Raw genomic sequence first — 24,271 nt, forward strand, 5'->3', positions numbered from 1 at the left:
TTCCAGGGGCATCCAGATTTAGGAACGTGCCGACTTGCCAACTAATGCAATGCCGCCGGGGATCAATCGCTCCGGCATATTTCCTATTTCAGAAGTGGGCAGGACCGGGATCGAGCTGCGGGCTGTCTCCCGGATGGGTGAAGAGCTTACCGTTCTCAGCCCAGAGGGTGGCTGCGATGGTGACCGCACCGAAGAGGGCGAAGCCGCCGAAGAGCGGCTGCACCGTGCCGTTGAACATCTGGCCAACCAAGCCACCGAGAATGGCGCCGGCCGTCGTCGAGACGAAGCCGGTGATGGCGGTCGCCGTGCCGGCGAGATTGCCCATCGGCTCGAGGCTGATGGCGGTGAAATTGGTGGCGATCACGGCAAACATCATCAGCACGATGGTGAAGATGCCGTAGGCGACGGCGAAATCCGGCTTGCCGGCCAGTGAGAGGAAAAAGCCGGCGGCCGACAGGGCCGTGAAGATCAGCAGGGCGGCGTGCGAGATGCGGCGCATGCCGAATTTGCGCACGAAGAAGCCGTTGGCGAAATTGGCGACGGCGATGCCGCCTGCGGTGGCCGCAAAGGCGATCGGCAGCCAGTCGCCAAGGCCATAGACCTCGCCGAAGACCTGCTGCACCGAGATCACATAGGCGCTGATGACGCCGGTGAACATGGTGAGGCCGATCATGTAACCGCAGGTGATGCGGTTGGTGAGCACGGTCTTGAAGCCGTCCAAGACAGAGCTGACCGACAGCGGCAGCCGCTCTTCCGGTGGCAGCGATTCCTTCAGCCGCAGAAGGGCCCAGACGAACAGGATGGTGGCGATGATGCCGAGCAGGATGAAGATCCAATGCCAGTTGGCATAGAGGATGATGAGTTGGCCAACGGAAGGGGCAACGATCGGCACGATCATGAAGACGATCATGACATAGGACATCACGCGGGCCATTTCACGGCCGCCGAAGCAGTCGCGGACGATGGCCATGGTGGTGATGCGCACCGCCGCTCCGCCCACGCCCTGAACGAAGCGCATGACCAGCAGCATTTCGAAGCTGCCGGTTGCTGCTGCGGCAAACATTCCGACAATGTAGCAAGCCAAGCCGCCGAGCAGGATGTTGCGGCGGCCGAACGTATCCGAAAGGCTGCCGAAGAAGATCTGCGAGACACCGAAGCCTAAGAAGAACACGCCGATGATGAGCTGGGCGTCGTTGGTATTGGTGACGCCGAGGGAATGGCCGATATTGGGCAATGCCGGCAGCATGCTGTCGATCGCCATGGCGATGCTGGCGGTCATGATGGCGATGGTGACGATGAATTCGCCAAAGCCCATGCCGATGCGGCGAGAGCCCTGGTTTTCCTGGTGCGGTTTATGCGGCGGCGTCATGTGATTGGAAATCCCGGATGCGGAGGAGGGCGGCCGTTCAGACGGCGGGGTTCTGCGATTGGAAGAGGCGACCCTTCTCGGCGATCAGCACGAAGACGAGCCCGATGATCGACACGGTGAAATAACCGGCAACCATCGGCAGCGCCGTGCCGTCGAAGGCCTGGCCGATGCCGGCGCCGATGATGGCGCCGCCGACCGTGCTCATGAAGCCGAGGACGGAAGAGGCGGTGCCGGCGACGTGGCCAAGCGGCTCCATGGCGAGCGAATTGAAGTTCGAGCCGATCCAACCGAACTGGAACATGGCAAGGCCGAAGAAGGAGATGAACAGAGCAAAGGGCATCGGCTCGGTGCTGGCCATCTGGACGATCAGCCAGATGGTGTTGATGGCGATGAAGCCGATGAGCGAGCCGTGCGACAGGCGGCGCATGCCGAGCTTACCGACGAAGCGCGAATTGAAGAAGGACGACAGCGACATGAAGATCGCCACACCGGCGAATGCGAAGGGGAAATAGACGCCGAGATCGTAGATGCCGACATAGACCTGCTGGGCCGAATTGATGAAGCCGAACAGCGCGCCGAAGATAAAGGTGCTGGCAATGGTGTAACAGAGCGCGACGCGATTGGTCAGCACCAGCTTGAAGGCGCCGAAGATCGAGCGGGCGGTAAATGGGCGGACATTCTGCGGATGCAGGGTTTCCGGCAGACGGAGATAGGCCCAGACGGTGATGCCAGTCGCCATGGTGGCGATGAAAAGGAAGATCAGGTGCCAGTTGCCGAAAAACATGACGATCTGGCCAGTGCCGGGCGCAATGACCGGCACGATCATGAAGACCATCATGATCAGCGACATGACCTCGGCCATCTGCCGGCCGCCATAGATATCGCGAACGATGGACACAGTGATGACGCGGGTTGCGGCTGAGCCGACACCCTGGATGAAACGCAGCATCAGCAAGCCGGCGAAGGTGGGGACGAAGACGATGCCGATGGCGGAAACGATATAGATGACGAGACCGACCAGAAGCGGCGTGCGGCGGCCGAAGCGATCGGAGAGCGGGCCGTAGAACAGCTGGGCGCAGCCAAAGCCGAGCAGATAGGTGGAGACGACGAACTGCCGGTGATTCTCACTCTCGACGCCGAGGCTCGCGCCGATCTGCTGCAGGGCCGGAAGCATGATGTCGATCGCCAGCGAGTTGACGGCCATCAGGAAGGCTGCGAGCGCGATGAATTCACGCTTGCCCATGGGCAGGCGGCCCGCGGACACGGCTTGTGATGAATCTGTCACAATGAAATTCCCATAAACAGGTCAAGGCGCTGCTGGCCGCAGCGCCTCGAACTCAAGAAACAGATTTGGAAACCGGGCGGACGTCCGGTGACCGGTCAGGCGGCGCCGCGAACGGTGATGCCATTTTCCTGAAGATGCTGCTGCAGCTCACCAGCCTGGAACATTTCCCGGACGATGTCACAGCCGCCGACGAACTCGCCTTTTATGTAAAGCTGCGGGATTGTCGGCCAGTTGGAATATTCCTTGATGCCCTGGCGGATTTCCGAATCGGCGAGCACGTTGACGCTCTTGTAGTCGACACCGATGTAATCAAGAATCTGCACGACCTGACCGGAGAAACCGCACTGCGGAAACTGCGGCGTGCCCTTCATGAAGAGGACGACGTCGTTGGTCTTGATTTCGTTGCCGATGAATTCGTGAATGCCGCTCATGGGATCTAATCCTTTCAACAGGCGGGTTAAAGGCCCACCGTTTCAATCGTTGCCTTTAGATAGCATGCGACGGCAGGAATTCCAGCCGCCCGAACCAAAAAAAAGACCAGTTCGCGCAGGCCGTTGCCGGGGTTGTTGCCGTCGCGTTACGGTCGAATGGCGAGATAGGTCTGAATCTGTTCGATTTCGACATCGGTGAAATGGCTGAAATCCCATTGGGAAACCTGTGTCATCACGCCGAGATCCCGGCCGCCGACGCCCTTGCCGGTGCGCAGCAGCGTCTTGAAATCGGCAGCTGAATAGGATTGCGCCAGGGGCTTAAGCGCCGGCGCCAGGAAGGCTTCCGACTGCTTTGCCGTATCGAGATTATGACAGTGGCTGCAATCTGTCCTGAAGGCGTATTCGCCGATATCGGTCGGACGCGTCGCGGCAGGGGAGACGACGGCAGGCACCAGATCGGCCTCGAAGGGGATCTTGTCGAGCGCCAGGCCGATTCGCCCGAGCGGTCCCCATTGCGTCGTTCCGGCCACAGCATCGGGAAGCTGCTTCAAACTGCGCATCCACGCAATGATCGCCGCCATATCGTCATCGGTGATATTGGCGAAGTTGCTTGCCGGCATGATGAAGGCGCCGGTACCGTCCTTCTTGACGCCATGGCGGATGAGGCGCACGAGTTCAGCATCGCTGTACATGGGCACGAAGCGGGTCAGGTTCGGCGCGACGATGCGGCCGATGCCCGGCTCGTCGATGAGCACGTTGCCGGCATCGTGATGACAGCCGCCGCACATCAGCGTGCGGGCACGACGTTCGGCTTCCTCGGCAGGCAGCGTCGTCTTGACGGTGAAACCGGCAACCGCAACGTCATAGGTCCTGGAAAGGCGCATCTCCGACAGGGCGTAGACGCCGGCGACGGCGATGAGAGAGATCGCGACGACGGCCGCGAGAGTGATTTTCAGAATGCGTTTCATCGGTTCAGTCCCCCAGTGTCCCGAAGATGCAGCTTTTGCTCGAAAGATATCAGCTGCGTCGCTGACGGCTGCGGCCAGCGGCGGTGCGGCGCTTGCTGACTTGTTTGCGGGCGGGCTTAGGCTTGGCCGAGGTCGTCTTGCGCGCAACCTTCGTCGTCGCGGCGGGGCGTGTCTTACGCCTCCTGCGCTTCGTCGTGGCGCGGCCGGTGGTTTTTTTCAGGATCTCCTTCAGCACGCTGTCGACGACGCCTGATATCAATTCTTTGACTAGGTCGACCACAAAACCCCTCCGTTCGTGATGGAAACGACATGGATGCTATTGAATTCCGGAAGAGTTCGGTTAGCAAGACGGCTTCGAGACCATAGCTGCTTTTTTACCCCTATCAGCGGCGCAGCAGCCGGATCGCAGCAACATGCCGGTCATTTGCCCGGCCGGAAGAGTGGAATGAAACTGATCGAGAAGCGGGTCGTCCTGCATTTCACGGGCTTCGAGCCGCTCGACGGCGTTGCCCACAGGGCGCGCTACGAGCGTTCGGCCAGGCAGAGTGCCGCCGTCTGGGACTATTCGCTTGAAACGGGCGCGCCGGAGGCGGGAAGTGATCCCCTCAGTTTCGTGGTCACGACGGGCGAACGGGCAGCCAAAGCGGCGCCCGCGGCAGCCGAAGCGGCGCCGGTGGCAGCCGAAGCGGCGCCAGTGGCAGCCGACAAGGCGGCGACCGGGGAAGGGACCGGTTCCGACGGCTGGCAGACGAAGAGCCGGATCCACATGGTCGATCACGATAAGCTGGTAAGCAGGCTGCGCGGCGGAAACACGCTGAGCCAGATCATGGCAGGCTTCCGGAGCTGCGCCGAGATCATGCTCGAAGGCGGCATGCGCGGATATTTCCGCCACGCCTGGCGCTTCGGCCTGTTCTTCCTCTTCCCGTTCCTGCTGACGGCGCTGGCGATCGCACTGACGGCGCAGATTGCCATCCTGCCCTATGGTCTCGGCTTTTCGCCGTGGCACATGCTCTGGAGCGGACCGCTGGCGCTTTGTTTCTTCATCTTCGCCTTCCTGCCGTTTTCTGAACGCTTCCATACGCTGCATCTGTTCGCCGATTGGGCAATGGCTGTAGCGCTCGGCCGCATGGACCGGACAGATTTCAACGACTGGCTGGAAGGCCGGGCCACTGCCGTGCGCAAGGCGCTTGACGAACAGGCGGACGAATATGTGATCTCCTCGCACAGCATGGGATCGAGCGTCGCCGCCCATGTCATCGGCATATTGCTGGAAAGGGAGCCGGAGATCTTCAAGGGCAAGCGTGTGGTGTTTGCCACACTCGGCAGCGCCATCCTGCAATGTGCGCTCATGTCATCGGCAACACTGCTTCGCGCCCGCGTCGGGCTGATCGCCCGCTGTCCCGACATTTCCTGGCTCGATGTGCAGTGCCTGACGGATTCGATCAATTTCTACAAGGTACCGGTCGTTGCTGTCTCCGGCCATACGGATGCGCCTCAGGCGAAAATGATCCTGATCCGCGTCAAGCAGATGCTGACGCGCGAGCACTACCGCAAGATCCGCAAGGACCAGCTACGCGTCCACCGGCAATATGTGCTTGGGCCTGATCTGCAGGCACCCTTCGACTTCACGCTGCTGACATCTGGGCCGATGCCGGCCTCGGTCTTTGCCAATCCCGACGAAAAGAGAATGCCCGGCTGAGGGCCGGGCATCGTCATCGGGATCGCGTCGGGCTCTATTCCGGCGCGGAGGTCTGCAGCGCCAGCGCGTGTAGTATGCCGCCCATATTGCCCTTCAGCGCCTCGTAGACCATCTGGTGCTGCTGCACGCGGCTCTTGCCGCGGAAGGCTTCGGCGACGACTTCGGCGGCGTAGTGATCGCCATCGCCCGCCAGATCGCGGATCGTCACCCTGGCACCGGGAATCCCAGCCTTGATCATGTCTTCGATATCGCCGGGTTTCATGGCCATGATCGTTACTCCTTGCGCATCATTCCGCAGCAAGTTCGCCGCGGCCTTCCATGAAATCAGGGAACCACGATTCATGGGCATCGCGCAATTGTTGAATCGGCAGCGAGATGAGATCGCCGACGATGAGCGCCGTTCCCCCGACCGTGCCGAGACGGCGGAAGGGAACGCCACCACCTTCTGCATTGACGCAGACGAAATCGGCGACATCGGCAGGCAACGTCAGGACGTAGCGCGCCTGATCCTCGCCGAAGAGCAGCGCATGCGGCGCACCCTTGCCTTCGCTCAGATCAATCGTCAGGCCTTTGCCTGAGGCCATCGCCATTTCGGCGAGCGCCACGGCAAGGCCGCCCGAGGAGATGTCGTGGCAGGCGGTCGCCTGGCCGTTGCGAATCACGGAGCGAACGAAATCGCCGTTGCGGCGCTCGGCAAACAGATCCACCTCCGGCGCCGGACCCTCGCGGCTGGAAAGCACGTCGCGGAGATAGACGGACTGGCCGAGATGGTTGCCGTCGACGCCGATCATGATGACCTTATCGCCATCGTTGGCAGCGCCGATGCGGGCCATCTTGCGCCAGTCCGGCAGCAGGCCGACGCCTGCGATCGTCGGGGTCGGCAGGATGGCGACGCCGTTGGTCTCGTTGTAGAGCGAGACGTTGCCGGAGACGATCGGGAAGTCGAGCGCGCGGCAGGCCTCGCCGATGCCCTTCACCGCCTGAACGAATTGGCCCATGATCTCGGGCTTTTCGGGATTGCCGAAATTGAGATTGTCGGTGGCGGCGAGCGGTTCGGCGCCTGTCGCTGTGATGTTGCGCCAGCATTCGGCGACCGCCTGCTTGCCGCCTTCGAACGGGTCTGCCTCGACATAACGCGGGGTGACGTCGGAAGAGAAGGCGAGCGCCTTGGAGGGATGGCCGTCGACGCGCACGACGCCGGCATCACCCCCCGGAAGCTGCAGCGAATTGCCCTGGATCAGCGTATCGTATTGCTCATAGACCCAGCGGCGGCTCGACTGGTTGGCGGAACCGACGAGCTGAAGCAGCGCCTGGCCATAATCCTCGGGTGCGGCGACGAGATTTGCCGGCAGGGGGCCATGCTTGCCGGATTCGCGCCAGGGGCGGTCATATTCCGGCGCCTGGTCGCCGAGATCCTTGATCGGCAGGTTGGCGACTTCCTCGCCCTGATGCATAACGCGGAAGCGCAGATCGTCGGTCGTCTTGCCGACGATGGCGAAATCGAGGCCCCACTTGACGAAGATCGCCTTGGCTTCCTCTTCCTTTTCCGGCTGCAGCACCATGAGCATGCGCTCCTGGCTTTCCGACAGCATCATTTCGTAGGCCGTCATTCTCTCTTCGCGCACCGGCACCTTGTCGAGCTCGAGCAGGATGCCGAGATCGCCCTTGGCGCCCATTTCGACGGCCGAGCAGGTCAGGCCGGCTGCACCCATATCCTGGATGGCGATGACGGCGCCGGTCTTCATCAGCTCGAGGCAGGCTTCCAGCAGGCACTTTTCGGTGAAGGGGTCGCCGACCTGAACGGTCGGGCGCTTCTCCTCGATCGATTCGTCGAATTCGGCCGATGCCATCGTCGCGCCACCGACGCCGTCGCGGCCGGTCTTGGCGCCGAGATAGACGACCGGAAGACCGACGCCCTTGGCTTCGGACAGGAAGATGGCGTTGGACTTCGCAATACCGGCAGCAAAGGCGTTGACGAGGATGTTGCTGTTGTAGCGAGCGTCGAATTCGACTTCGCCGCCGACCGTCGGCACGCCGAAGGAATTGCCGTAGCCGCCGACGCCGGAGACGACGCCGGAAACGAGATGGCGGGTCTTCGGATGATCCGGCTCGCCGAAGCGCAGGGCGTTCATCGCGGCAATCGGGCGCGCACCCATGGTGAAGACGTCGCGCAGGATGCCGCCGACGCCGGTCGCAGCACCTTGATAAGGCTCGATATAGGAGGGGTGGTTGTGGCTCTCCATCTTGAAGACGACGCAATCGCCGTCATCGATGTCGACCACGCCGGCATTTTCACCCGGGCCCTGGATGACGCGCGGCCCCTTGGTCGGCAGCGTGCGCAACCATTTCTTCGAGGATTTGTAGGAGCAGTGCTCGTTCCACATGGCCGAGAAGATGCCGAGCTCGGTGAAGGTCGGTTCGCGGCCGATCAGATCCAGAATACGCTGGTATTCGTCGGGCTTCAGGCCATGACCCGCGATGAGTTCCGGCGTGATCGGGATGGTGTTTGGAATGGTCATGAGCTCTCGAAAGTCCCTGCCGTTGCGCGTTTTCCGCTCTTTAGCCTATGTAGGGACGGCGCGCGACAGGAAAATGCCCGCCGTCAACAGCGGGCGGTCAACTTCTTCCTGACGATGAAATGCGGTCGCTGCCTAGAATTTGTAGCCGATCTGCAGACGGGCGCGTGTCATGCCGTCGTTCGGCCCATCGCAGAGATTGGCATGCGAGGAGTGGGCGATCTGGGCCATGATGTTCCAGTGGGCGTTGAAACGATAGCCGGCGCCCAGATATTCGTGGAAGTGGACGCGACAGCCGAGTTCCGGGCAGTCACCATCGCCCTCGAGATCGCCGGTATGAATGACGCCGCCGAAGCCGGCTTCGGCAAAAAAGCTTCTCGTTCAAATCGACCGTCCAGGTGAAGTCGGTGAAGAACTGGCTGGCCTCGCCTGACGTGCCGATCGAGGTGCCGAGATGCACACGAGGTGCCATACCCAAAAAACGCAACGGGATCTTTCCGAAGTCGACCTCATTTGCTGTCCTTTGATTCGCGTCAGACGGGAACAACAAGGAGGTAATATGGAGGTTGAGTCGGTGAAGCGCTCCGAATAGGCTCCGGCGTTTTTTCCAAATTATGACGTGTAATTGCAACACGTCATATTTCGCCGTCATAGGCGGAGCCGCCATTTTCCAGCAGCCGGCGCAGGATCATCAAGCCCGAGATCAGTTCCTGCCCCGTCTTCGGCGAGGAAAAGCCGATGCGAACGCGATGATAGGGTCTCTCTCCGCGCGCCGACTTGAACTCGTCCTCATCGTCGACGAGCACGCCGTCGCGGAAGGCGGCATTTTTGAATGTGCCGGACATCCAGGGCTCCGGCAGTTTCAGCCAGAGGAAGGGCGCGTGTACGTGCGATTCGAAATCGAAGCCCTGCAGCTGCTCGCGGGCGAGACGGACGCGCCGTGAAAGTTCCTCAACACTTGCCTTGCGGATCTCGTGCGCCGTGCCGCTTTCGACGAGGCGCGCGCAAGTCTCGGCCAGGATGAAGGGCAGGCCGCCAGTAATCATCCTATGCGTCACCTTGATGCGCTGGGCAAAATGCGGCGGGCAGGCGACCCAGCCGCCGCGCACGCCGGCGGCGACCGATTTCGACAGGCCGTTGACGAGGAAGGTGCGATCGGGCGCAATCGAGGCGAGCAGCGGCGTATCGTCGTCGGCCATGCCGCCGTAGAGGTCGTCCTCGATCAGCCAGACACTGTGTTTCCTGGCGATTGCGGCGATATCAGCGCGCCGCTCATAGGGCATGATCGCCAGCGTCGGATTGTGGACGGTCGGCATCAGGAAGGCGATCTTCGGATGCTGCTGCTGGCAGAGCCGCTCGAAATCCTCGGGGATCACGCCGAGCTCATCGGAATCGACCGTGAGTGTGCGGCGGCCGAGCAGGCGGGCGCTGCGGCTGACCTGCGTGTAGGTGAGATCTTCGAAGACGATCTTGTCGCCCGGCGCAGAAACGGCGGCGATAACTGATATCGCCGCCGCATGGGCGCCGAGCGTCGGCACGATGTTTTCGACCTCCGGCGTCCAGCCGCTGCGGGCAAGCCAGAGGCGACCGGCCTCGAACCAGTTGCGCGGGAAACTGCGGGAATAAGAGGAGATTTCAGAAAGATGCTGTTCGCCGATCTCGGCGAGAATGCCTGCTATGATCTTGCCCTGGCCGAGATCGGGCGCGGCTGTCGTGTCGAAGCGGATCTTGTTCGCCGGCGCTTCCTGGACGCGGGTACCGCCGAGCGAGACGGTCAGCGGATCGATCTGTTCGCCGGGCGCCGTCTCCGAGCGGTTCAGCACATAGGTGCCGCGCCCCACTTCGCCGGCGACCAGACCCCGCTCATGCACCAGCGCATAGGCGCGGCCGATCGTGCCGATCGTCACGCCGATATCATAGGCGAGGTTGCGCTGCGGCGGCAGTTTGCTGCCAGCGGGCAGGGCGCCGCTTGATATGGCGGATTCGATGCTGTCGGCAAGCCGGAGATAGACCGGCCCGGAACCGCGGGAAATATCGGGAAGCCAATTTGTCATGGTGACAATTGTATATATTGGCACATTGTATCGGTCAAGCGTATGAGTCAATTCCAACGGCACGCCGAGAGGATTCCTGGAATGTCTGCCTTACCTGAGATCAAAATGCCGATTGTACCGATTGTCTCTTATGAAGACAGGAGACAGATTGTCCTTCCCGTCTCGCCCGCCGAGGCGACGACGCGTTTGGGCCGAATCTGGGCTGCCATTCTTCTCTGGCATCAGAAGCGGGAAGGCCGGCGCGCTCTGAGGGGCCTGACAGCGACCGAGCTCAAGGATATCGGAGTGTCACAGTCCGAAGCCGCGCGCGAAGTCGGCAAGTCGTTTTTCTGGGACTGATCTTGCTTTCGAGCAGATCATTCTTTCAGGGCCGATTGGGCGATCAGCTGCAGGCCTTGTTGCCTGCCGACCAGCGATTGACGTCGGTGGTGATGCGGCCAGCGACCGGCTCCTGCATCATCGGCCCGAAGGCCTGCAGGCGCGACGGGCTTCCCTCGGCCTGCACGACGAGCAGCGGCCGGCTCTCCGGGCTGCCCTTGTGGACAAGCAGGATGCGTGGACGGCCGGAGAAGGAGTTGAGCTCGGGCGCCAGCTTGTAGGCAGCAAAAGCCGGATCGCCCGATTTGAACCAGCAGGCATTGGCGCCGAGCGCCACGCGTTCCATCGTCGGCAGTGCGGCGCGGTTCGGGCCTGTCGTTGGCGCCGGCGTCTGGCAGGCTGTCACCGTGGCTGCGAGAGCGGTCAACAGGGCGGCGTTTGCGAGGCGAGGGCGCATCGATCTTGCTCCAGATCCGGATGAGAGGATTTTGAGTGCAGGGCTCAGGCGGCGATGACGTCGAGCGCCGAGGCGAACAGGCCACGGCCGTCCGAACCGCCATGGGCGGCCTCGATCAGGTTTTCGGGATGTGGCATCATGCCGAGCACGTTGCCCTTTTCATTCATCACGGCGGCGATATTGTTGATCGAGCCATTCGGATTGGTGCCCTCGGCATAACGGAATACCACCTGGCCATTGCCTTCGATTGCAGCCAGTGTCGCTTCGTCGGCGAAATAATTGCCGTCGTGATGGGCGACCGGGCAGCGGATGACCTGACCCTGCGCATAGGCGCGGGTGAAATCCGTCTCGGCATTGACGACTTCCAGCTTGATCTCGCGGCAGACGAATTTCAGCGAGGAATTGCGCATCAGCGCGCCGGGCAGCAGGCCGGCCTCGACGAGGATCTGGAAGCCATTGCAGACGCCGAGCACCTTCACACCCTTCGCAGCCTTGTCGATGATTGCCTGCATGACCGGCATGCGGGCGGCGATCGCACCGCAGCGCAGATAATCGCCATAGGAAAAGCCGCCGGGAATGACGATCAGGTCGACATCGGGGATCTCGGTTTCCGTCTGCCAGATCGTCACCGGTGGCTGGCCGGAGATCTTGGTCAAGGCGGCGATCATGTCGCGGTCGCGGTTGAGGCCCGGAAGTTGAACGACGGCTGATTTCATGGGGTCCCTGCGTTTCGCGAAAGATATTGAACTGGAACGCTTTCGGCGAGCCATACTCCATTGTCGGAGACAAAGAAAGAATGACCCTCTGAAAACATGCGGGCCGCGTCTACGCATAGGATGAGATGTTCACCCTTGCAGCGCATTGCGACGATTTTCGCCGTTTCGACATCTGCTGACAGATGAACGTGGTGCCGTTGCATCTTCTTCAAGCCTTCGCGCTCGATCGACTGCCAGTTCGTCAGAGACGTGCCGTGAAAAAGAGCGGCAGGCGGCTCGTCCTGGTTCAATGCGAGATCGACGTCGACACTATGACCTTGGTTTGCGCGAATTCTATTATCGGCGAGCGAGAAGCGCTTCTTTGGATTGTTTTCGACAATCTCGATGATCTCGGCGCGGGAAACGTCGTATTTCGACGACAACGCTTTTTCGAGTTCGTCGAACGCCACCCAACCCTCGCTATCAAGCGTCAAGCCCGAAGATTCAGGCGCATGACGCAAAACATAGCTCATATATTTCGAGACTTCCGTCTCCAGCTTTGCTTTCATCATGACGCCAAATCCTGAAAGGCGACGGGTCTGTGATCATCAGTCGATCGCGATTGCGTAGTTCTCGATCACCGTGTTGGCGAGCAGTTTTTCGCACATGGCCTTGAGGTCGGCCTCGGCCTTGCCCTTGTCGGCGCCTTCCAGCTCAAGGTCGAAGACCTTGCCCTGTCTTATATGGCCGACGCCAGAGAAGCCGAGGGCGCCAAGCGCACCCTCGATAGCCTTGCCCTGCGGATCGAGAACGCCGTTTTTCAGCGTGACGGTGACACGAGCCTTGATCACTTTGTCTTTCCTGCCTTACTTGACGAGAACCGGGCCGGTGCCGCGCACGGGCTCGTTTTCATTGATGATGCCGAGACGGCGCGCAACTTCGGAATAGGCTTCGAGCAGCCCGCCGAGGTCACGGCGGAAGCGGTCCTTGTCCATCTTCTCGTGGGTTTCGATATCCCAGAGCCGGCAGCTGTCCGGCGAGATTTCGTCGGCAAGGATGATGCGCATCATATCGCCTTCGAAGAGGCGGCCGCATTCGATCTTGAAATCGACGAGCTGGATGCCGACACCGAGGAAGAGGCCGGTCATGAAGTCGTTGACGCGGATGGCAAGCGCCATGATGTCATCGAGTTCGGCGGGATTTGCCCAGCCGAAGGCGGTGATGTGCTCTTCGGAGACCATCGGATCGTCGAGCGCGTCGGACTTGTAATAGAATTCGATGATCGAGCGCGGCAGCACGACGCCCTCGTCGATGCCGAGGCGCTTGGCGAGAGAACCGGCCGCGACATTGCGCACGACGATCTCCAGCGGGATCATCTCTACTTCCTTGATCAACTGCTCGCGCATGTTGAGCCGGCGGATGAAATGAGTGGGGATGCCGATCTTGTTCAGATGGCTGAAGATATACTCGGAAATGCGGTTGTTGAGGACGCCCTTGCCATCGATGACTTCGTGTTTCTTCTTGTTGAAGGCAGTGGCATCGTCCTTGAAGAACTGGATCAAAGTGCCCGGTTCCGGGCCTTCATACAGAATCTTTGCCTTGCCCTCGTAAATACGGCGGCGACGGTTCATCGTGGTCATTCTCTGTTGTTGGCGCTCTTGGGATAGCGCGAGTGGATCGATCTCGTGGCGTCCCCTTAAAGGAAAAGAGAGGGTTTCACAATCCGCCTGTCGCTCCTTCCCTGGTTTCCGGATTTCGCGGCCCTGGTTTCCAATTTTACGGAATACCGCAAAGAGAATCGAATGAATTCGCAAGACAAGTGTAGCGCCTTTTCCTCTACGGTGGAATGAAGGCAAAATGGCGGGCCGCTTATGCAGGTTTTTATTTGGCGGCTCTGCTTCGCAGCGCGCGACGAAGTTGCGTCTGCAAGGCGCGAGCGGCGATTTGCCCGTGGCGCCAGCTTCCGGCGCGGATGAAGGAGGGGATCTGCATGGCCGGCATCGGCCGGGCGAGCGCGTAGCCCTGCAGTGTGTCACAGTCGAGTTCTTCGAGAATGCGGATATGATCCACCGTCTCGACGCCCTCGGCGATGACGAGGATGTTCAGCGAACGGCCGATATCGATGATCGAGCCGACCAGTTTGCGCTGCTCGGACGATTGCGGCAGCATGCGGATCAGTTCGCGGTCGATCTTCAGCGTCTTCGGGCTCAGGCGCAGCAGGCTGACGATCGAGGCATGGCCGGTGCCGAAATCGTCGATCTGGATGTCGATGCCGAGCTTGCGCAGCTTTTTCAGGTTGGCGGCCACCGCCTCGTCGCAATCGTCGAGCGAGATCGATTCCAGCAGCTCGAAGGAGATGGTGCCGGGCTCGATCTTCAGGGCGCGAAGCTTCTTGCCGAGATCGGGGTCGGCGAGCCGCCTGGCGGAGACGTTGACCGATATCTTCGGGATCGGCAGCCCGTCCTTGATCCAGACGCTGCGGTCGGCCAGCGCTCGCTCCAGGATCAGGGCGTCGATGGTCGAGACGACGTCGAGATCCTCGGCGATATCGAGGAAGCGGTCGGGCGTCAGCAGCCCGTGCACCGGGTGCTGCCAGCGGGCAAGCGTTTCAATGCCTGCGACATCGAGCGTGCGGGCATCGAACTGCAGCTGATAGAAGGGCACGAATTCATTGCGCTCGAGGCCGATCAGGATCTCGTCGGCGAGGTGCTTGGCGGAGATGATGTCGCGGCGGGCAGAGGCCGAGAAGAATTCGAAGCGGTTGCGGCCCAGGCCCTTGGCCCGATAAAGCGCGATATCGGCGTCGAGCAGCATCTGCTTGGCGTCGAGCGTCGATCCGCTATCGATGGCGATGCCGATGCTGGCGCCGAAACGGCAATCGTGACCCTCATATCTGACGGGTTTGCGCAATTCGCGGATAACACGTTCGGCAAGGCCGGCGATCTTCTTCGACGCGGGATCGACGGCGCAGAGGATGACGAATTCATCGCCGCCAATGCGGGCGACGAAATCGGTGGCGCGGACGGAATTTCTCAGCACGCTTGCAGCATGCTGCAGCATGGCGTCGCCAGCCCGGTGGCCAAGCGTGTCGTTGATCTGCTTGAAGCGGTCGAGATCGATATGCAGGATCGCCAGCGCCAGGCCCTTTGCCCGGCATTCGGCCGAACGCTCGCCCAGCATCTTGTCGAGATAGCGGCGGTTCGGCAGGCCGGTGAGATAATCGTGCAGCGCCAGGTGCTCGATGCTCTCCTTGGCGGCTTCGAGCTCGCGGTTGCGCGCCTCGGCCAGATCCTTGGCGCGCTGCAGCTCGTTGCGGAGCGCGACTTCCTCGGTGACGTCCCAGTTGGCGCCGATAAGCTTGCGGTGGCCGTTGCCGTCGATGAAGAAGGCCGAGCGGGCACGGATGACGCGTTCGACGCCGTCGCCGCGAATGATGCGGTATTCCTGCTGGAAATCACTGCCGCTTTCGACGCTACGGTCGGACAAGCCAAGCACGCGCTCGCGGTCGTCGGGATGCAGGCTTTTCGCCCAGGCGTCGCTGCCGATCTGCCGCGAGGCGCCCTGCAGGCCGTAAATGGCAATGAGGCGCTCGTCCCATTCGACGGCATCATGCTCGATATCCGCCTCGAACACGCCGATGCGGGAAATCTCCAGCGCCAGATCGAGCCGGCGCGACAAACGCGACAGCGTCTCCTCGGCCTGCTTGCGGGCGGTGATATCCATATCCGTGCCGACGATGCGCGTCGGCACGCCACTCTCGTCCCATTCCACGCAGGCGCCGCGACACTCGATCCAGACCCAGTGGCCATCCTTATGGCGCTCGCGATACTCGAAGATCTGATAATTGGGATCGCCGGCATTCTGCCGGTCGATCGCATGGACGACGAAATCGCGATCATCGGGATGGACCAGTTGCAGCCAGGCATCGTAATCGCCGGCGGCTTCCTCATCGGGCGCCATGCCGCGGATAGTTTTCCACGTCTGCGAGTAATATTTTCGGTCGAGACGGTAATTGTGATCCCATACGCCAAGGCCCGAGCCGACGAGCGCATGGTTCCAGCGGCTTTCCCGCTCTGCCAAGTCGGAATCGTCGGTCGCCCCGTTGCCGATACCTGCCTCAGCCGCTGCGGCATCGCCATACGGATCACCGGCCTCTGGATGGGCTTTCTTCACGGGCATTCTCGCTTATCTCACCTCGGCGCAGTCTGCGGTCATTCCATTAAGAAAGACTTAGAAAGCACTTGCTCACCAAGCGAGAAGGCGGGTTTTCCTCGATCAGGGGGTGAGCCGGCCGAGGAACTGGGCAAAGACCATGGTGCCTTCCGGCCAGGGACCGTGACCGGAATCGGCATTGATATGACCGGACTCGCCGGCATCGACGAGGAAGGAGCCCCAACTGCTGGCAATCTCGTCGGCATGCTCGTAGCTGCCGAACGGATCGTTGCGGCTGGCGACCGTGATCGACGGGAAGGGCAGCGGATCACGCGGATAGGGACCGAAAGTCATCAGGTGCTTTGGGCGGATGTCGGGATTGGCCACATCGGGCGGGGCGACCAAGAAAGCGCCCGCCACGCGGTTGCGGAAATGCGGGATGGCGTGGATCACCGAGGGCACGCCCAGCGAATGGGCGACCAGGACGACCGGACGGGTCGAGGCGTTCACCTCCTCGGCGATGCGGGCGATCCAATCCTCGCGAACCGGCTTCGTCCATTCGGCCTGTTTGACGCGCCGCGCCGTGCTGAGCTTTGCCTCCCAGCGGCTTTGCCAGTGGCTCGGGCCGGAATTGGTGTAACCGGGGATGATGAGGATATCTGCGTCTGAGGCTTTCATAGTGCCGCCGATGTGAGAAAGCTGGTCCAAGATGTCAAGAGGGGGTGCCAAGGGAGAGAGCGACACGGGCGTTGAAAGTTGCTATATTGCTCCAGTGCCGGTTGCGGATTTCGTGTCGGCTTGCCCGCCGATGCTGTCCGCCGCCGATCAGGTCTCGGCTGAGGAGGAGAAAACCATGGCGGCATTTCATGTCATGACGGGTGCTAGCGAAAGCTTGGCGCGGCCCGTCGTCAATCGCATCGGTATAGCTGACGTCTTCGACGCGCTGAAGCGCGGATACGAGGATTTCATGGAGAAACCGTCCCACTATGTGTTCCTGTGCCTGATGTATCCGATCGCCGGCGTCTTCCTGACGCTGTGGACCTCGGGCGCCAACCTTTTGCCGATGGTCTTCCCGCTTATGGCGGGTTTTGTGCTGATCGGCCCGATCGCTGCGATTGGCCTCTATGAAATCAGCCGCCGGCGCGAGGCCGGCCTCGACGCGTCCTGGACGCATGCGCTCGATGTGCGCCATTCGCCGGCACTGCCGTCGATTGTGGCGGTCGGGCTGATGCTCTGCGGCCTCTTCGTCGTCTGGCTGGTGACCGCACAGACGCTCTACAGCAATCTGCTCGGCGAGGTCTTTCCGCGCAGCATGGCGGATTTCTTCCGCCAGGTCTTCGGCACGTCAGAGGGCATGCAGCTGATCATCTGGGGCAATCTCATCGGCTTCGTCTTTGCGCTCGTGGTGCTGGCGATGACCGTCATCACCTTTCCGCTGCTGCTCGACCGCGATGTCGGGGCGGTAGCCGCCGTCACGGCGTCAATCCGCGCGACGATTCTCAATCCGGTGCCGGTGCTGCTCTGGGGCCTGATCGTCGCAGCACTCCTCGTCATCGGCACCATCCCGGTCTTTGCCGGGCTTGCGCTGGTTATCCCGATCCTCGGCCATGCGACCTGGCATCTCTATCGCAAGCTGATTGCGCGGGAAACCACAGCGTAACCACAGCCCTTTCAGCAGGGAATCTCGGATCCCTGGGGAACCTCGAACCTGCCTCGGAGTTTGTTTAGCCAGAGCATGATGTCCGTCGACCTCATGCTCCGGAGACTTCGAGGGAGGATCTTTGAGGTGACGATGAAGCATCTGTTTGCCCACTTCGCAACCAAGGTATCGGAATGGGCGGGCAAACCCATCATCTTCATCCTGGCACTGATCGCCGTCGCTATCTGGGCGGCCCTCGGCCCCTTCTTCGATTATTCGGAAACCTGGCAGCTGGTCATCAATACCGGCACGACGATCATCACCTTCCTGATGGTTTTCGTGCTGCAGAACGCCCAGACACGCGACACGCGGGCGATCCAGGCCAAGCTCAATGAAATCATCCTGACCAGCCATGCCGAGAACCGTTTCATCGGTATCGAGAATCTCGACGAGGAAGAGCTGAAACGTCTCGACGAGCTGGTCGCCAAGGCCGCCAAAGGCAGGGGCGAGACGGAGGCTTGCCGGACAGCGGAGACAGTGAAAGCGGCGCCGTTGAAAAAGGCGGAGGCACGCAAGCGTCCTGTGGCTGCCAAAGCACCGAAGCAAAAACAACGGCCGCTTGAGAAAAGCTAGACATAAAAACGGCGCCTGCAAGGGCGCCGCCATATGGTTGATCTCGAACCGCTCACGCGTTGCCAAACACCCGTCGGAAAATCGTGTCGACATGTTTGGTGTGGTAGCCGAGGTCGAATTTTTCGCGGATGTCCTCTTCCGACAGAGCAGCGCGGACTTCGGCGTCGGCAAGCAGTTCTTCCAGGAAGTCCTTGCCCTGTTCCCACACTTTCATGGCGTTGCGCTGGACGAGGCGGTAGGCATCCTCGCGGGAGGTGCCGGCCTGGGTCAGCGCCAGCAGGACGCGCTGCGAATGGACGAGGCCGCGGAATTTGTTGAGGTTCTTCTCCATATTCTCGGGATAGACCAGCAGCTTTTCGATGACGCCGGCAAGCCGCGACAGGGCGAAATCGAGCGTCACGGTGGCATCTGGGCCAATCATGCGCTCGACCGAGGAATGCGAGATATCGCGCTCGTGCCAGAGGGCGACGTTTTCCATCGCTGGCATTGCGTAAGAGCGGACCATGCGGGCAAGGCCGGTCAGGTTTTCGGTCAGAACCGGGTTGCGCTTGTGCGGCATGGCCGAGGAGCCCTTCTGGCCAGGCGAGAAATATTCCTCGGCTTCCAGCACCTCGGTGCGCTGCAGGTGGCGGATCTCGGTCGCCAGCCGCTCGATCGATGAGGCAACGACGCCGAGCGTGGCGAAATACATCGCGTGGCGGTCACGCGGGATGACCTGTGTCGAGACCGGCTCGGCCTTCAGGCCAAGCGCTTCGGCGACATGTTCCTCAACGCGCGGATCGATATTGGCGAAGGTGCCGACGGCGCCTGATATGGCGCAGGTCGCGACTTCCTCGCGGGCGGCGACGAGGCGCTGGCGGCAGCGTTCGAATTCGGCATAGGCGAGCGCCAGCTTGACGCCGAAGGTGGTGGGCTCGGCATGGATGCCGTGCGATCGGCCGATAGTGACGGTGTCCTTGTGTTCGAAGGCGCGGCTTTTCAGCGCTTCGAGCAGCCGGTCGATATCGGCAATCAGGATGTCGGTGGCGCGTACCAGCTGGACGTTGAAGCAGGTGTCGAGCACGTCGGACGAGGTCATGCCCTGGTGGACGAAGCGCGCATCCGGGCCGACGATCTCGGCGAGATGGGTGAGGAAGGCGATGACGTCATGTTTGGTGACGGCCTCGATCTCATCGATGCGGTCGACGTCGAAGGTGGCGGCGCCGCCTTTCTCCCAGATCGTCTTTGCCGCCGATTTTGGGATGACGCCGAGTTCGGCCAACGCGTCGCAAGCATGCGCCTCGATCTCGAACCAGATGCGGAACTTGGTTTCGGGAGACCAGATGGCGACCATTTCGGGCCGGGAATAACGCGGGATCATGAGCGGCTGCCTTCACTTCAAGAGGTTTGCTTTATCGAGGTTAGCGCCCCTGTAGCAAAGACGGGCGGCAATCTCAACGCATGCGTTTGGCAAGATGATAGCTGCTTGCGACAAGGCAGACGAGGCCAAGCGGCAGGAAAAGGCGCAGGCCGATCACCAGGAACTGGTAGACGGCGCTGGCACCGGTGAAGACGAACTGGAAAGCCCAGACGACGCTGCCGAAGGGCGCATGCCAGCGCGAATAGAACATCCGGTATTCCATGGCGAAGAGGAAGGCGGTCATCAGGATCGTTGCTGCTGTCAGCGTCACGAAAAAAGCGGCAAAACGCGCTTCCGGCGGCCTGCCATAAGCAAAGAAACGGGCGACCGGCAGGGCAAATGGCCAAGCGAACAGACCGCCGGCGAAATAGAGTGCTGCGACCTCGGCAAGGCGGCTCGTCTGCAGGCCGTTGCGCAGGTAAAGGCCGAGCATGGCGGCGGCAAGCATCTGCATGCCCCAAAGCAACGCGCCGGCGATCAGATCGGGGTAGGGCGGCCGTGCAGCTCTTAGACGATCCATCCTGGGGCGATCCGTCCTCGGGTGGTCCGTGCTCAGGGATGAACCGGAACGGCGATCCAGCGGCCGTTCCGTTCGGCATCGAAGGCCAGGACGAGGGCGATATGGACCTGGTTTCCGGTTTCGGGCTGGTAGACCACAGCGCCGCCGATCCGGTATTCGACGGAACATGCGCGCTCGGCCGGAACCGCCATCGCCTGGCGCGCCGCCTGCCGGTTCGGAGCGCCTTCCTTTTCGATCATTTGCAGGCTGAAGCCGATGACCCGCTTGTTGGAAGCAGCGCAGTCCTTCGGCGTCGGCACCGGCATCTCGCCGAGCGAGAGCGTATAGGGCGATTTCGGCGGACCGTCGGTCGCAAGTGTCGTGTAGCGGATCGTCTTCGAAGGGGAGCCGAGTTCGGTCGGCGGATTGAAGGCGGCGATCAGGCCCGGATTGGTCAGAAGATCGTATTTGTCCATCTGGCTGCGCGCCGCCGTCAGGTTCTGCCGCCGCGCCTTGGAAAGATTGGCGTCCTTATCGGTCAGTTCCGTGTGGAAGGGCGTGCCCTCCAGATATTGGCCGCTGTCGGTATCGACAAAATAAGTGTTGGAGTAGGGGACGTCGCCGCTCTGCTCGATGCCGAATTCCTGGAATCCGAAAACCTTGCCGTCGGCGGAAAAGCCGATCGGCTGGATATTGGCGATGTCGCCGGCAAGTGACAGGCCGGGCAGGCCGGCAAATGCAACGGCAAGCATGCCGCCGATGATCAGACGTTTTTTCATGCTCGTGCCCCTTCGGCTGCCTGACGCAGATCGGCGACAGTCCGGCGATAATCCTCGACCGTATCGCCCTTGAAAATTGCCGAGCCGGCGACGAGAACGTTGCCGCCCGCCCGGGCGATATCAGGCGCCGTTTCCACTGTGACGCCGCCGTCGACCTGGAGTTCGATCGGCCGGTCACCAATCAGTGACTTCGCCGCGGCAATCTTTGCCGCCATCGCAGGAATGAACTTCTGTCCTCCGAAACCGGGATTGACCGACATGATCAGGATGAGGTCGACATCGTCGAGCACGTTCTCGATGGCGCTGAGCGATGTCGCCGGATTGATCGTCACGCCGACCTTCTTGCCGAGATTGCGGACGGTCTGCAGCGAGCGGTGCAGATGCGGTCCGGCCTCGGCATGGACGGTAATTCGGTCGCAGCCGGCCTTGGCGAAGGCTTCGAGATAGTCGTCGACCGGCGAGATCATCAGGTGGCAGTCGAAGGTGGCTGATGTATAGGAGCGCAGCGACTTGATGACATCGGGGCCGAAGGAGATGTTCGGCACGAAATGCCCGTCCATGACGTCGAGATGGATCCAGTCGGCGCCAGCGGCCGTCACGTCGCGCACCTCCTCGCCAAGCCTGGCGAAATCCGCCGCGAGGATCGAGGGGGCAATGCGAATGGGCAGCGTCATCGAATCTTACTCCGTATGGGCCGCCATTTGACCGCGGCGCCCGAATTCAAGGCTGGCGCGCCGCTCATTGTGTCGGCGCGCCAGGTGGAAAAAAGCCGTTGCCCCGCCATTCGAGCAGGCGGTAGGGGTTTTGCGAAAGCTCATGCGCATCGGTGAAGACGATGGCGCCGACCGGCGTTTGGAATGTCGTGCCGAGAAGCGTCTCCTGCAGGGGCTTGCCCGCCGCAGCGGCGGCTTGCCCCGCCTGGCCGGCAATGAGTGCCGCGGCCAGCGACGGCAGGACATAGCCTTCCGGCTCGATGCCTTTGGCGCGCAGCGCGTCGGCCGCAGCCGTGCCTTCCGGTAGAACGGCGTATTCGGGCAGGGCGACAGCGCGCACGCCTTCATTCAGCGGCAGCGGCTGGTCGGCAGCGCGCATGGCATCGCCGCCGAGGATGGACAGCGGGATATTCTCAGCCTTGGCATCGCGGGCGATGACGGCGACGTCGTTGCGGTCGCCGCCGATGAAGACCCTGGTGGCACCGGCCCGTTTCAGGCGGCGGACAAGGGCAATCTGCTGCTCCTGTCCTGGCCGGTAGGTATCGGTAAAGACCGGCTTCAGGCCGTTCTGCTCCAGCGCATTGCGCACCGCTTCCGTCAGTTCGCGGCCATGAATGGTGCCGTCCTCGATCAGGGCGATCGGATCGGCGGCCCAGTCCTTCAGGATCGCCTCGATGATCTTTGCCGCCTCGGCACCGTCGGCGGGTGCTGCCCGGAAGAGCGGCCAGCCGTTCTTCAACGCATCCTCCATAAGGATGCGGGAGCGCACCGAGACGGTGATCGCGGGAATGCTGGCGTCCTTCAGCTTCGGCAGCGCGCCTTCCAGCGTTTCGCTACAGAGAAAGCCGATCGCGACCTGCACCTTGGCATTGACAAGCGCATCGGCGACCGCAGCACCACTATTGTCCTCGCAGGTCTCGTTGATGGCGACGAGGGTATTTTCTGACTGCTGAATCTCGAAGCCGGCACCGGCGGTAATCTGGGCGCCGAGCAGGGCGAGCGGGCCGTTCTGGGGGGCGACGACGCCGATTGTCACGCCGGCCGCATGGCCTTGCGCCGCCGCTCCCAGCAGCGCCAGACAGGCTGCTATGCCACGCAGGTTGATCATGAAAGGCGGAGATCCCTAGCCATCGTCCATGCCCTTTTATCCGCAAGGCCGCGATCGTCAAAGAAAAACAAGCGCAACACAGCGCTTTTCACCGGTCCTATTGTAGAAAAGGTAACCGATGCTCGCCATATTGGCGCGATAGCAAGTCGAACTACAGCGCCGCGCGTCCTTTCAGGCGCGCAAACGACGCTGTAGCACTTTGAATGGCTGCATAATTTTGTCCTTAAATCGATTCCGATTTAAGGATTTATGCAGTAGGCAGAATAAGCGCGTACGGGAGAAGCAGGTGTTGAACAGGCAGCATATCGACCCTGGCCTTTATCGCGATGCCATGAGCCGTTATGCCGGCCATGTACAGCTCGTGACGACGGCGATGGGCGAGCTGCGCCGCGGCGTCACCATCACGGCCGCCTGCTCGGTTTCGGACAATCCGGCCTCGGTGCTGGTCTGCCTCAACAACACCAATCCGAAGAACGAGATCTTCTTTCGCAGCGGCATTTTCGCGCTGAACACGCTCGGCGCCCATCATCAGGGCGTTGCTGATGCCTTTTCCGGGCGCACGTCGCTTGCCAATGACGACCGTTTCGCCAGCGCCCGTTTCGAGATGCTTGCCACCGGTGCGCCCGTGCTCGCCGACGCGCTTGCCGCCTTCGATTGCCGGGTGATCGATATCAAGGAACTGCCGACGCACAACGTCATCTTCGGCGAGGTCGCGGCCGTCCGATTCAGCGAAAAACACCCGGCGCTCATCTATCTGAACCGGGATTATCACGCGCTGTGATTGGAGTGGCCGGGATTTCGAAGGAATAGCGAATGGACAATGCCGGGATCGAGGAAATGTTTCAGGGGCTTGGCCCCGTGACGGTCAAGCGCATGTTCGGCGGCAAAGGCATCTATCATCTCGGGCGCATCATCGCGCTTGAAGTGCGTGACGAGATGCTGCTGAAGGCCGACGAGACGAGCGCCCCGGAATTTGCCGCTGCCGGTGCCACCCAATGGACGTATGAGGGCAAGAACGGCAAGCCGGTGAAGATGCCCTACTGGTCAATCCCCGACGAGGCCTACGATGATCCCGATCTAATGGCGAAATGGGTGCGGCTTGCCTATGAGGCGTCGCTTCGCGCCGAATGACTAGCCGCGTTCGGCGGCCGGCAAGGCTGCTATGGCAGCCTTGGTGAAGGCCGACAGCGGCTCGGGCAGATCGGTCAGAGGAAACCAGCCGAAATCCGAAAGCTTGTCCGGTTCGGTCAGTTGCGGCTCGCCGTCGACGTCATGGGCGAGATAGAGGATCGAAATCCAGTGTTGGCGATCGGCCTCGATGATCTGCTCGCTCATGCAGAGGCGCTCGATGCGGCCGATCGTCAGGCCGGTTTCCTCTTCGGCCTCGCGGCGCGCAGCTTCCTCAGCCGGCTCCATGTGATCCACCTTGCCGCCGACGATATTCCAATAGCCGGCTTCAGGTGGACGCATGCGTTTGTAGAGAAGGATCCTGGCGTCGCGCAGAATCACCAAGCCGACGCCGAGACCCGGAAAATCAATACCGGGCCTGCCCATTGG

General features: G+C 61.5%; 27 protein-coding genes and 1 pseudogene. 6 read left to right on the top strand and 22 right to left on the bottom strand.

All coding sequences use genetic code 11. The annotated features are described in order from the left end of the window. Positions 1-88: 88 nt before the first annotated feature. The 5 genes from AC1D2N_RS28350 to AC1D2N_RS28370 form a co-directional block, all read right to left on the bottom strand. Positions 89-1,369 carry a multidrug effflux MFS transporter gene (locus tag AC1D2N_RS28350; protein ID WP_130652490.1) on the bottom strand — a complete coding sequence of 427 codons (1,281 nt, stop codon included), beginning with the start codon at positions 1,367-1,369 and terminating at the stop codon, positions 89-91. Positions 1,370-1,406: 37 nt separating this feature from the next. After that, positions 1,407-2,612, bottom strand: coding sequence for a multidrug effflux MFS transporter (locus AC1D2N_RS28355; RefSeq protein ID WP_032980411.1), 1,206 nt, complete (start codon positions 2,610-2,612; stop codon positions 1,407-1,409). 137 nt (positions 2,613-2,749) lie between these two features. Beyond that, the gene (gene grxD / locus AC1D2N_RS28360; protein WP_018242201.1) at positions 2,750-3,085 is read right to left on the bottom strand and encodes a Grx4 family monothiol glutaredoxin; all 336 of its coding nucleotides are present in this window, start codon (positions 3,083-3,085) and stop codon (positions 2,750-2,752) included. A 146-nt stretch (positions 3,086-3,231) separates the two neighbouring features. Beyond that, positions 3,232-4,053: a c-type cytochrome gene (locus AC1D2N_RS28365; protein ID WP_130652489.1), complete on the bottom strand. Its 822-nt coding sequence runs from the start codon at positions 4,051-4,053 to the stop codon at positions 3,232-3,234. Positions 4,054-4,102: 49 nt separating this feature from the next. Then, positions 4,103-4,333: a hypothetical protein gene (locus AC1D2N_RS28370; RefSeq protein ID WP_018242199.1), complete on the bottom strand. Its 231-nt coding sequence runs from the start codon at positions 4,331-4,333 to the stop codon at positions 4,103-4,105. Between the two features lie 165 nt (positions 4,334-4,498). Between AC1D2N_RS28370 and AC1D2N_RS28375 the strand changes: the two genes are divergently transcribed. After that, entirely contained in the window at positions 4,499-5,752 is a 1,254-nt protein-coding gene (locus AC1D2N_RS28375; protein ID WP_130652488.1) for a hypothetical protein, read from the top strand. Between the two features lie 34 nt (positions 5,753-5,786). On the opposite strand, the gene AC1D2N_RS28380 is transcribed toward AC1D2N_RS28375, so the two are convergent. From AC1D2N_RS28380 to AC1D2N_RS28395, 4 genes and pseudogenes are all read right to left on the bottom strand, one after another. Then, positions 5,787-6,020 (bottom strand): BolA/IbaG family iron-sulfur metabolism protein, encoded by a 234-nt coding sequence (locus AC1D2N_RS28380; protein ID WP_130652487.1) that lies wholly within the window; start codon positions 6,018-6,020, stop codon positions 5,787-5,789. Positions 6,021-6,039: 19 nt separating this feature from the next. Continuing rightward, positions 6,040-8,271 carry a phosphoribosylformylglycinamidine synthase subunit PurL gene (purL, locus tag AC1D2N_RS28385; RefSeq protein WP_130652486.1) on the bottom strand — a complete coding sequence of 744 codons (2,232 nt, stop codon included), beginning with the start codon at positions 8,269-8,271 and terminating at the stop codon, positions 6,040-6,042. A gap of 132 nt (positions 8,272-8,403) precedes the next feature. Further along, positions 8,404-8,734, bottom strand: a pseudogene (locus tag AC1D2N_RS28390) (acyloxyacyl hydrolase); the annotation flags it as partial. A gap of 169 nt (positions 8,735-8,903) precedes the next feature. After that, entirely contained in the window at positions 8,904-10,322 is a 1,419-nt protein-coding gene (locus AC1D2N_RS28395; protein ID WP_130652485.1) for an aminotransferase-like domain-containing protein, read from the bottom strand. Positions 10,323-10,403: 81 nt separating this feature from the next. Here AC1D2N_RS28395 and AC1D2N_RS28400 point away from each other — a divergent pair, with 81 nt between their 5' ends. After that, positions 10,404-10,661 (top strand): DUF1127 domain-containing protein, encoded by a 258-nt coding sequence (locus AC1D2N_RS28400; RefSeq protein WP_130652484.1) that lies wholly within the window; start codon positions 10,404-10,406, stop codon positions 10,659-10,661. Between the two features lie 43 nt (positions 10,662-10,704). Here AC1D2N_RS28400 and AC1D2N_RS28405 read toward each other — a convergent pair whose 3' ends face one another. The 7 genes from AC1D2N_RS28405 to AC1D2N_RS28435 all read right to left on the bottom strand — a co-directional run bounded on the left by AC1D2N_RS28405 (position 10,705) and on the right by AC1D2N_RS28435 (position 16,622). Further along, entirely contained in the window at positions 10,705-11,097 is a 393-nt protein-coding gene (locus tag AC1D2N_RS28405) for a hypothetical protein (protein ID WP_112903294.1), read from the bottom strand. A gap of 44 nt (positions 11,098-11,141) precedes the next feature. Further along, positions 11,142-11,813 carry a phosphoribosylformylglycinamidine synthase subunit PurQ gene (gene purQ / locus AC1D2N_RS28410; RefSeq protein WP_018445208.1) on the bottom strand — a complete coding sequence of 224 codons (672 nt, stop codon included), beginning with the start codon at positions 11,811-11,813 and terminating at the stop codon, positions 11,142-11,144. Next, positions 11,810-12,364, bottom strand: coding sequence for an RNA 2'-phosphotransferase (locus AC1D2N_RS28415; RefSeq protein WP_130652483.1), 555 nt, complete (start codon positions 12,362-12,364; stop codon positions 11,810-11,812). The genes purQ and AC1D2N_RS28415 overlap by 4 nt, the downstream gene beginning before the upstream one ends. A gap of 36 nt (positions 12,365-12,400) precedes the next feature. Next, entirely contained in the window at positions 12,401-12,643 is a 243-nt protein-coding gene (gene purS / locus AC1D2N_RS28420; RefSeq protein WP_018072257.1) for a phosphoribosylformylglycinamidine synthase subunit PurS, read from the bottom strand. A gap of 15 nt (positions 12,644-12,658) precedes the next feature. After that, entirely contained in the window at positions 12,659-13,423 is a 765-nt protein-coding gene (gene purC / locus AC1D2N_RS28425; protein ID WP_018242191.1) for a phosphoribosylaminoimidazolesuccinocarboxamide synthase, read from the bottom strand. Between the two features lie 250 nt (positions 13,424-13,673). After that, positions 13,674-15,971 carry a putative bifunctional diguanylate cyclase/phosphodiesterase gene (locus AC1D2N_RS28430; protein WP_130652482.1) on the bottom strand — a complete coding sequence of 766 codons (2,298 nt, stop codon included), beginning with the start codon at positions 15,969-15,971 and terminating at the stop codon, positions 13,674-13,676. Between the two features lie 96 nt (positions 15,972-16,067). Then, entirely contained in the window at positions 16,068-16,622 is a 555-nt protein-coding gene (locus tag AC1D2N_RS28435) for an RBBP9/YdeN family alpha/beta hydrolase (protein WP_130652481.1), read from the bottom strand. A gap of 175 nt (positions 16,623-16,797) precedes the next feature. On the opposite strand from AC1D2N_RS28435, the gene AC1D2N_RS28440 reads away from it, so the two are divergent. Continuing rightward, complete coding sequence (locus AC1D2N_RS28440) at positions 16,798-17,604, top strand: DUF2189 domain-containing protein (RefSeq protein ID WP_026188409.1); 807 nt, start codon at positions 16,798-16,800, stop codon at positions 17,602-17,604. A gap of 132 nt (positions 17,605-17,736) precedes the next feature. Beyond that, the gene (locus tag AC1D2N_RS28445; protein ID WP_047621273.1) at positions 17,737-18,216 is read left to right on the top strand and encodes a low affinity iron permease family protein; all 480 of its coding nucleotides are present in this window, start codon (positions 17,737-17,739) and stop codon (positions 18,214-18,216) included. 52 nt (positions 18,217-18,268) lie between these two features. Here AC1D2N_RS28445 and purB read toward each other — a convergent pair whose 3' ends face one another. From purB to AC1D2N_RS28470, 5 genes are all read right to left on the bottom strand, one after another. Then, a complete protein-coding gene (purB, locus tag AC1D2N_RS28450; RefSeq protein WP_028733781.1) occupies positions 18,269-19,576 on the bottom strand; it encodes an adenylosuccinate lyase in 1,308 nt (435 codons plus the stop codon). Positions 19,577-19,649: 73 nt separating this feature from the next. Next, entirely contained in the window at positions 19,650-20,135 is a 486-nt protein-coding gene (locus tag AC1D2N_RS28455; RefSeq protein WP_047621271.1) for a hypothetical protein, read from the bottom strand. Positions 20,136-20,167: 32 nt separating this feature from the next. Continuing rightward, a complete protein-coding gene (locus AC1D2N_RS28460) occupies positions 20,168-20,893 on the bottom strand; it encodes a DUF2259 domain-containing protein (protein WP_130652480.1) in 726 nt (241 codons plus the stop codon). Next, complete coding sequence (rpe, locus tag AC1D2N_RS28465; protein ID WP_018242183.1) at positions 20,890-21,567, bottom strand: ribulose-phosphate 3-epimerase; 678 nt, start codon at positions 21,565-21,567, stop codon at positions 20,890-20,892. The genes AC1D2N_RS28460 and rpe overlap by 4 nt, the downstream gene beginning before the upstream one ends. Before the next feature lie 64 nt (positions 21,568-21,631). Beyond that, positions 21,632-22,714, bottom strand: coding sequence for an ABC transporter substrate-binding protein (locus tag AC1D2N_RS28470; protein ID WP_130652479.1), 1,083 nt, complete (start codon positions 22,712-22,714; stop codon positions 21,632-21,634). Between the two features lie 286 nt (positions 22,715-23,000). Between AC1D2N_RS28470 and AC1D2N_RS28475 the strand changes: the two genes are divergently transcribed. After that, on the top strand, positions 23,001-23,495 hold the full coding sequence (locus AC1D2N_RS28475) for a flavin reductase (protein WP_018242181.1): 495 nt from the start codon (positions 23,001-23,003) through the stop codon (positions 23,493-23,495). Positions 23,496-23,527: 32 nt separating this feature from the next. Then, complete coding sequence (locus tag AC1D2N_RS28480; RefSeq protein ID WP_018072246.1) at positions 23,528-23,845, top strand: TfoX/Sxy family protein; 318 nt, start codon at positions 23,528-23,530, stop codon at positions 23,843-23,845. On the opposite strand, the gene AC1D2N_RS28485 is transcribed toward AC1D2N_RS28480, so the two are convergent. Beyond that, positions 23,846-24,268 carry an NUDIX domain-containing protein gene (locus AC1D2N_RS28485; RefSeq protein ID WP_130652478.1) on the bottom strand — a complete coding sequence of 141 codons (423 nt, stop codon included), beginning with the start codon at positions 24,266-24,268 and terminating at the stop codon, positions 23,846-23,848. Positions 24,269-24,271 lie beyond the last annotated feature (3 nt).

Source organism: Rhizobium sp. P1_B8, assembly GCF_056406515.1.

Excerpts from the sequence above, each read along its gene's own strand:
- rpe (WP_018242183.1), bottom strand. The coding sequence starts at position 21,567 with ATGACGCTGCCCATTCGCATTGCCCCCTCGATCCTCGCGGCGGATTTC.
- purB (WP_028733781.1), bottom strand. The coding sequence starts at position 19,576 with ATGATCCCGCGTTATTCCCGGCCCGAAATGGTCGCCATCTGGTCTCCC.
- AC1D2N_RS28440 (WP_026188409.1), top strand. The coding sequence starts at position 16,798 with ATGGCGGCATTTCATGTCATGACGGGTGCTAGCGAAAGCTTGGCGCGG.
- AC1D2N_RS28430 (WP_130652482.1), bottom strand. The coding sequence starts at position 15,971 with ATGCCCGTGAAGAAAGCCCATCCAGAGGCCGGTGATCCGTATGGCGAT.
- AC1D2N_RS28365 (WP_130652489.1), bottom strand. The coding sequence starts at position 4,053 with ATGAAACGCATTCTGAAAATCACTCTCGCGGCCGTCGTCGCGATCTCT.
- AC1D2N_RS28455 (WP_047621271.1), bottom strand. The coding sequence starts at position 20,135 with ATGGATCGTCTAAGAGCTGCACGGCCGCCCTACCCCGATCTGATCGCC.
- AC1D2N_RS28435 (WP_130652481.1), bottom strand. The coding sequence starts at position 16,622 with ATGAAAGCCTCAGACGCAGATATCCTCATCATCCCCGGTTACACCAAT.
- grxD (WP_018242201.1), bottom strand. The coding sequence starts at position 3,085 with ATGAGCGGCATTCACGAATTCATCGGCAACGAAATCAAGACCAACGAC.
- AC1D2N_RS28460 (WP_130652480.1), bottom strand. The coding sequence starts at position 20,893 with ATGAAAAAACGTCTGATCATCGGCGGCATGCTTGCCGTTGCATTTGCC.
- AC1D2N_RS28375 (WP_130652488.1), top strand. The coding sequence starts at position 4,499 with ATGAAACTGATCGAGAAGCGGGTCGTCCTGCATTTCACGGGCTTCGAG.
- AC1D2N_RS28395 (WP_130652485.1), bottom strand. The coding sequence starts at position 10,322 with ATGACAAATTGGCTTCCCGATATTTCCCGCGGTTCCGGGCCGGTCTAT.
- purC (WP_018242191.1), bottom strand. The coding sequence starts at position 13,423 with ATGAACCGTCGCCGCCGTATTTACGAGGGCAAGGCAAAGATTCTGTAT.
- purQ (WP_018445208.1), bottom strand. The coding sequence starts at position 11,813 with ATGAAATCAGCCGTCGTTCAACTTCCGGGCCTCAACCGCGACCGCGAC.
- AC1D2N_RS28350 (WP_130652490.1), bottom strand. The coding sequence starts at position 1,369 with ATGACGCCGCCGCATAAACCGCACCAGGAAAACCAGGGCTCTCGCCGC.
- AC1D2N_RS28485 (WP_130652478.1), bottom strand. The coding sequence starts at position 24,268 with ATGGGCAGGCCCGGTATTGATTTTCCGGGTCTCGGCGTCGGCTTGGTG.
- AC1D2N_RS28405 (WP_112903294.1), bottom strand. The coding sequence starts at position 11,097 with ATGCGCCCTCGCCTCGCAAACGCCGCCCTGTTGACCGCTCTCGCAGCC.
- AC1D2N_RS28470 (WP_130652479.1), bottom strand. The coding sequence starts at position 22,714 with ATGATCAACCTGCGTGGCATAGCAGCCTGTCTGGCGCTGCTGGGAGCG.
- AC1D2N_RS28400 (WP_130652484.1), top strand. The coding sequence starts at position 10,404 with ATGTCTGCCTTACCTGAGATCAAAATGCCGATTGTACCGATTGTCTCT.
- AC1D2N_RS28415 (WP_130652483.1), bottom strand. The coding sequence starts at position 12,364 with ATGATGAAAGCAAAGCTGGAGACGGAAGTCTCGAAATATATGAGCTAT.
- AC1D2N_RS28480 (WP_018072246.1), top strand. The coding sequence starts at position 23,528 with ATGGACAATGCCGGGATCGAGGAAATGTTTCAGGGGCTTGGCCCCGTG.
- purL (WP_130652486.1), bottom strand. The coding sequence starts at position 8,271 with ATGACCATTCCAAACACCATCCCGATCACGCCGGAACTCATCGCGGGT.
- AC1D2N_RS28445 (WP_047621273.1), top strand. The coding sequence starts at position 17,737 with ATGAAGCATCTGTTTGCCCACTTCGCAACCAAGGTATCGGAATGGGCG.
- AC1D2N_RS28380 (WP_130652487.1), bottom strand. The coding sequence starts at position 6,020 with ATGGCCATGAAACCCGGCGATATCGAAGACATGATCAAGGCTGGGATT.
- AC1D2N_RS28355 (WP_032980411.1), bottom strand. The coding sequence starts at position 2,612 with ATGGGCAAGCGTGAATTCATCGCGCTCGCAGCCTTCCTGATGGCCGTC.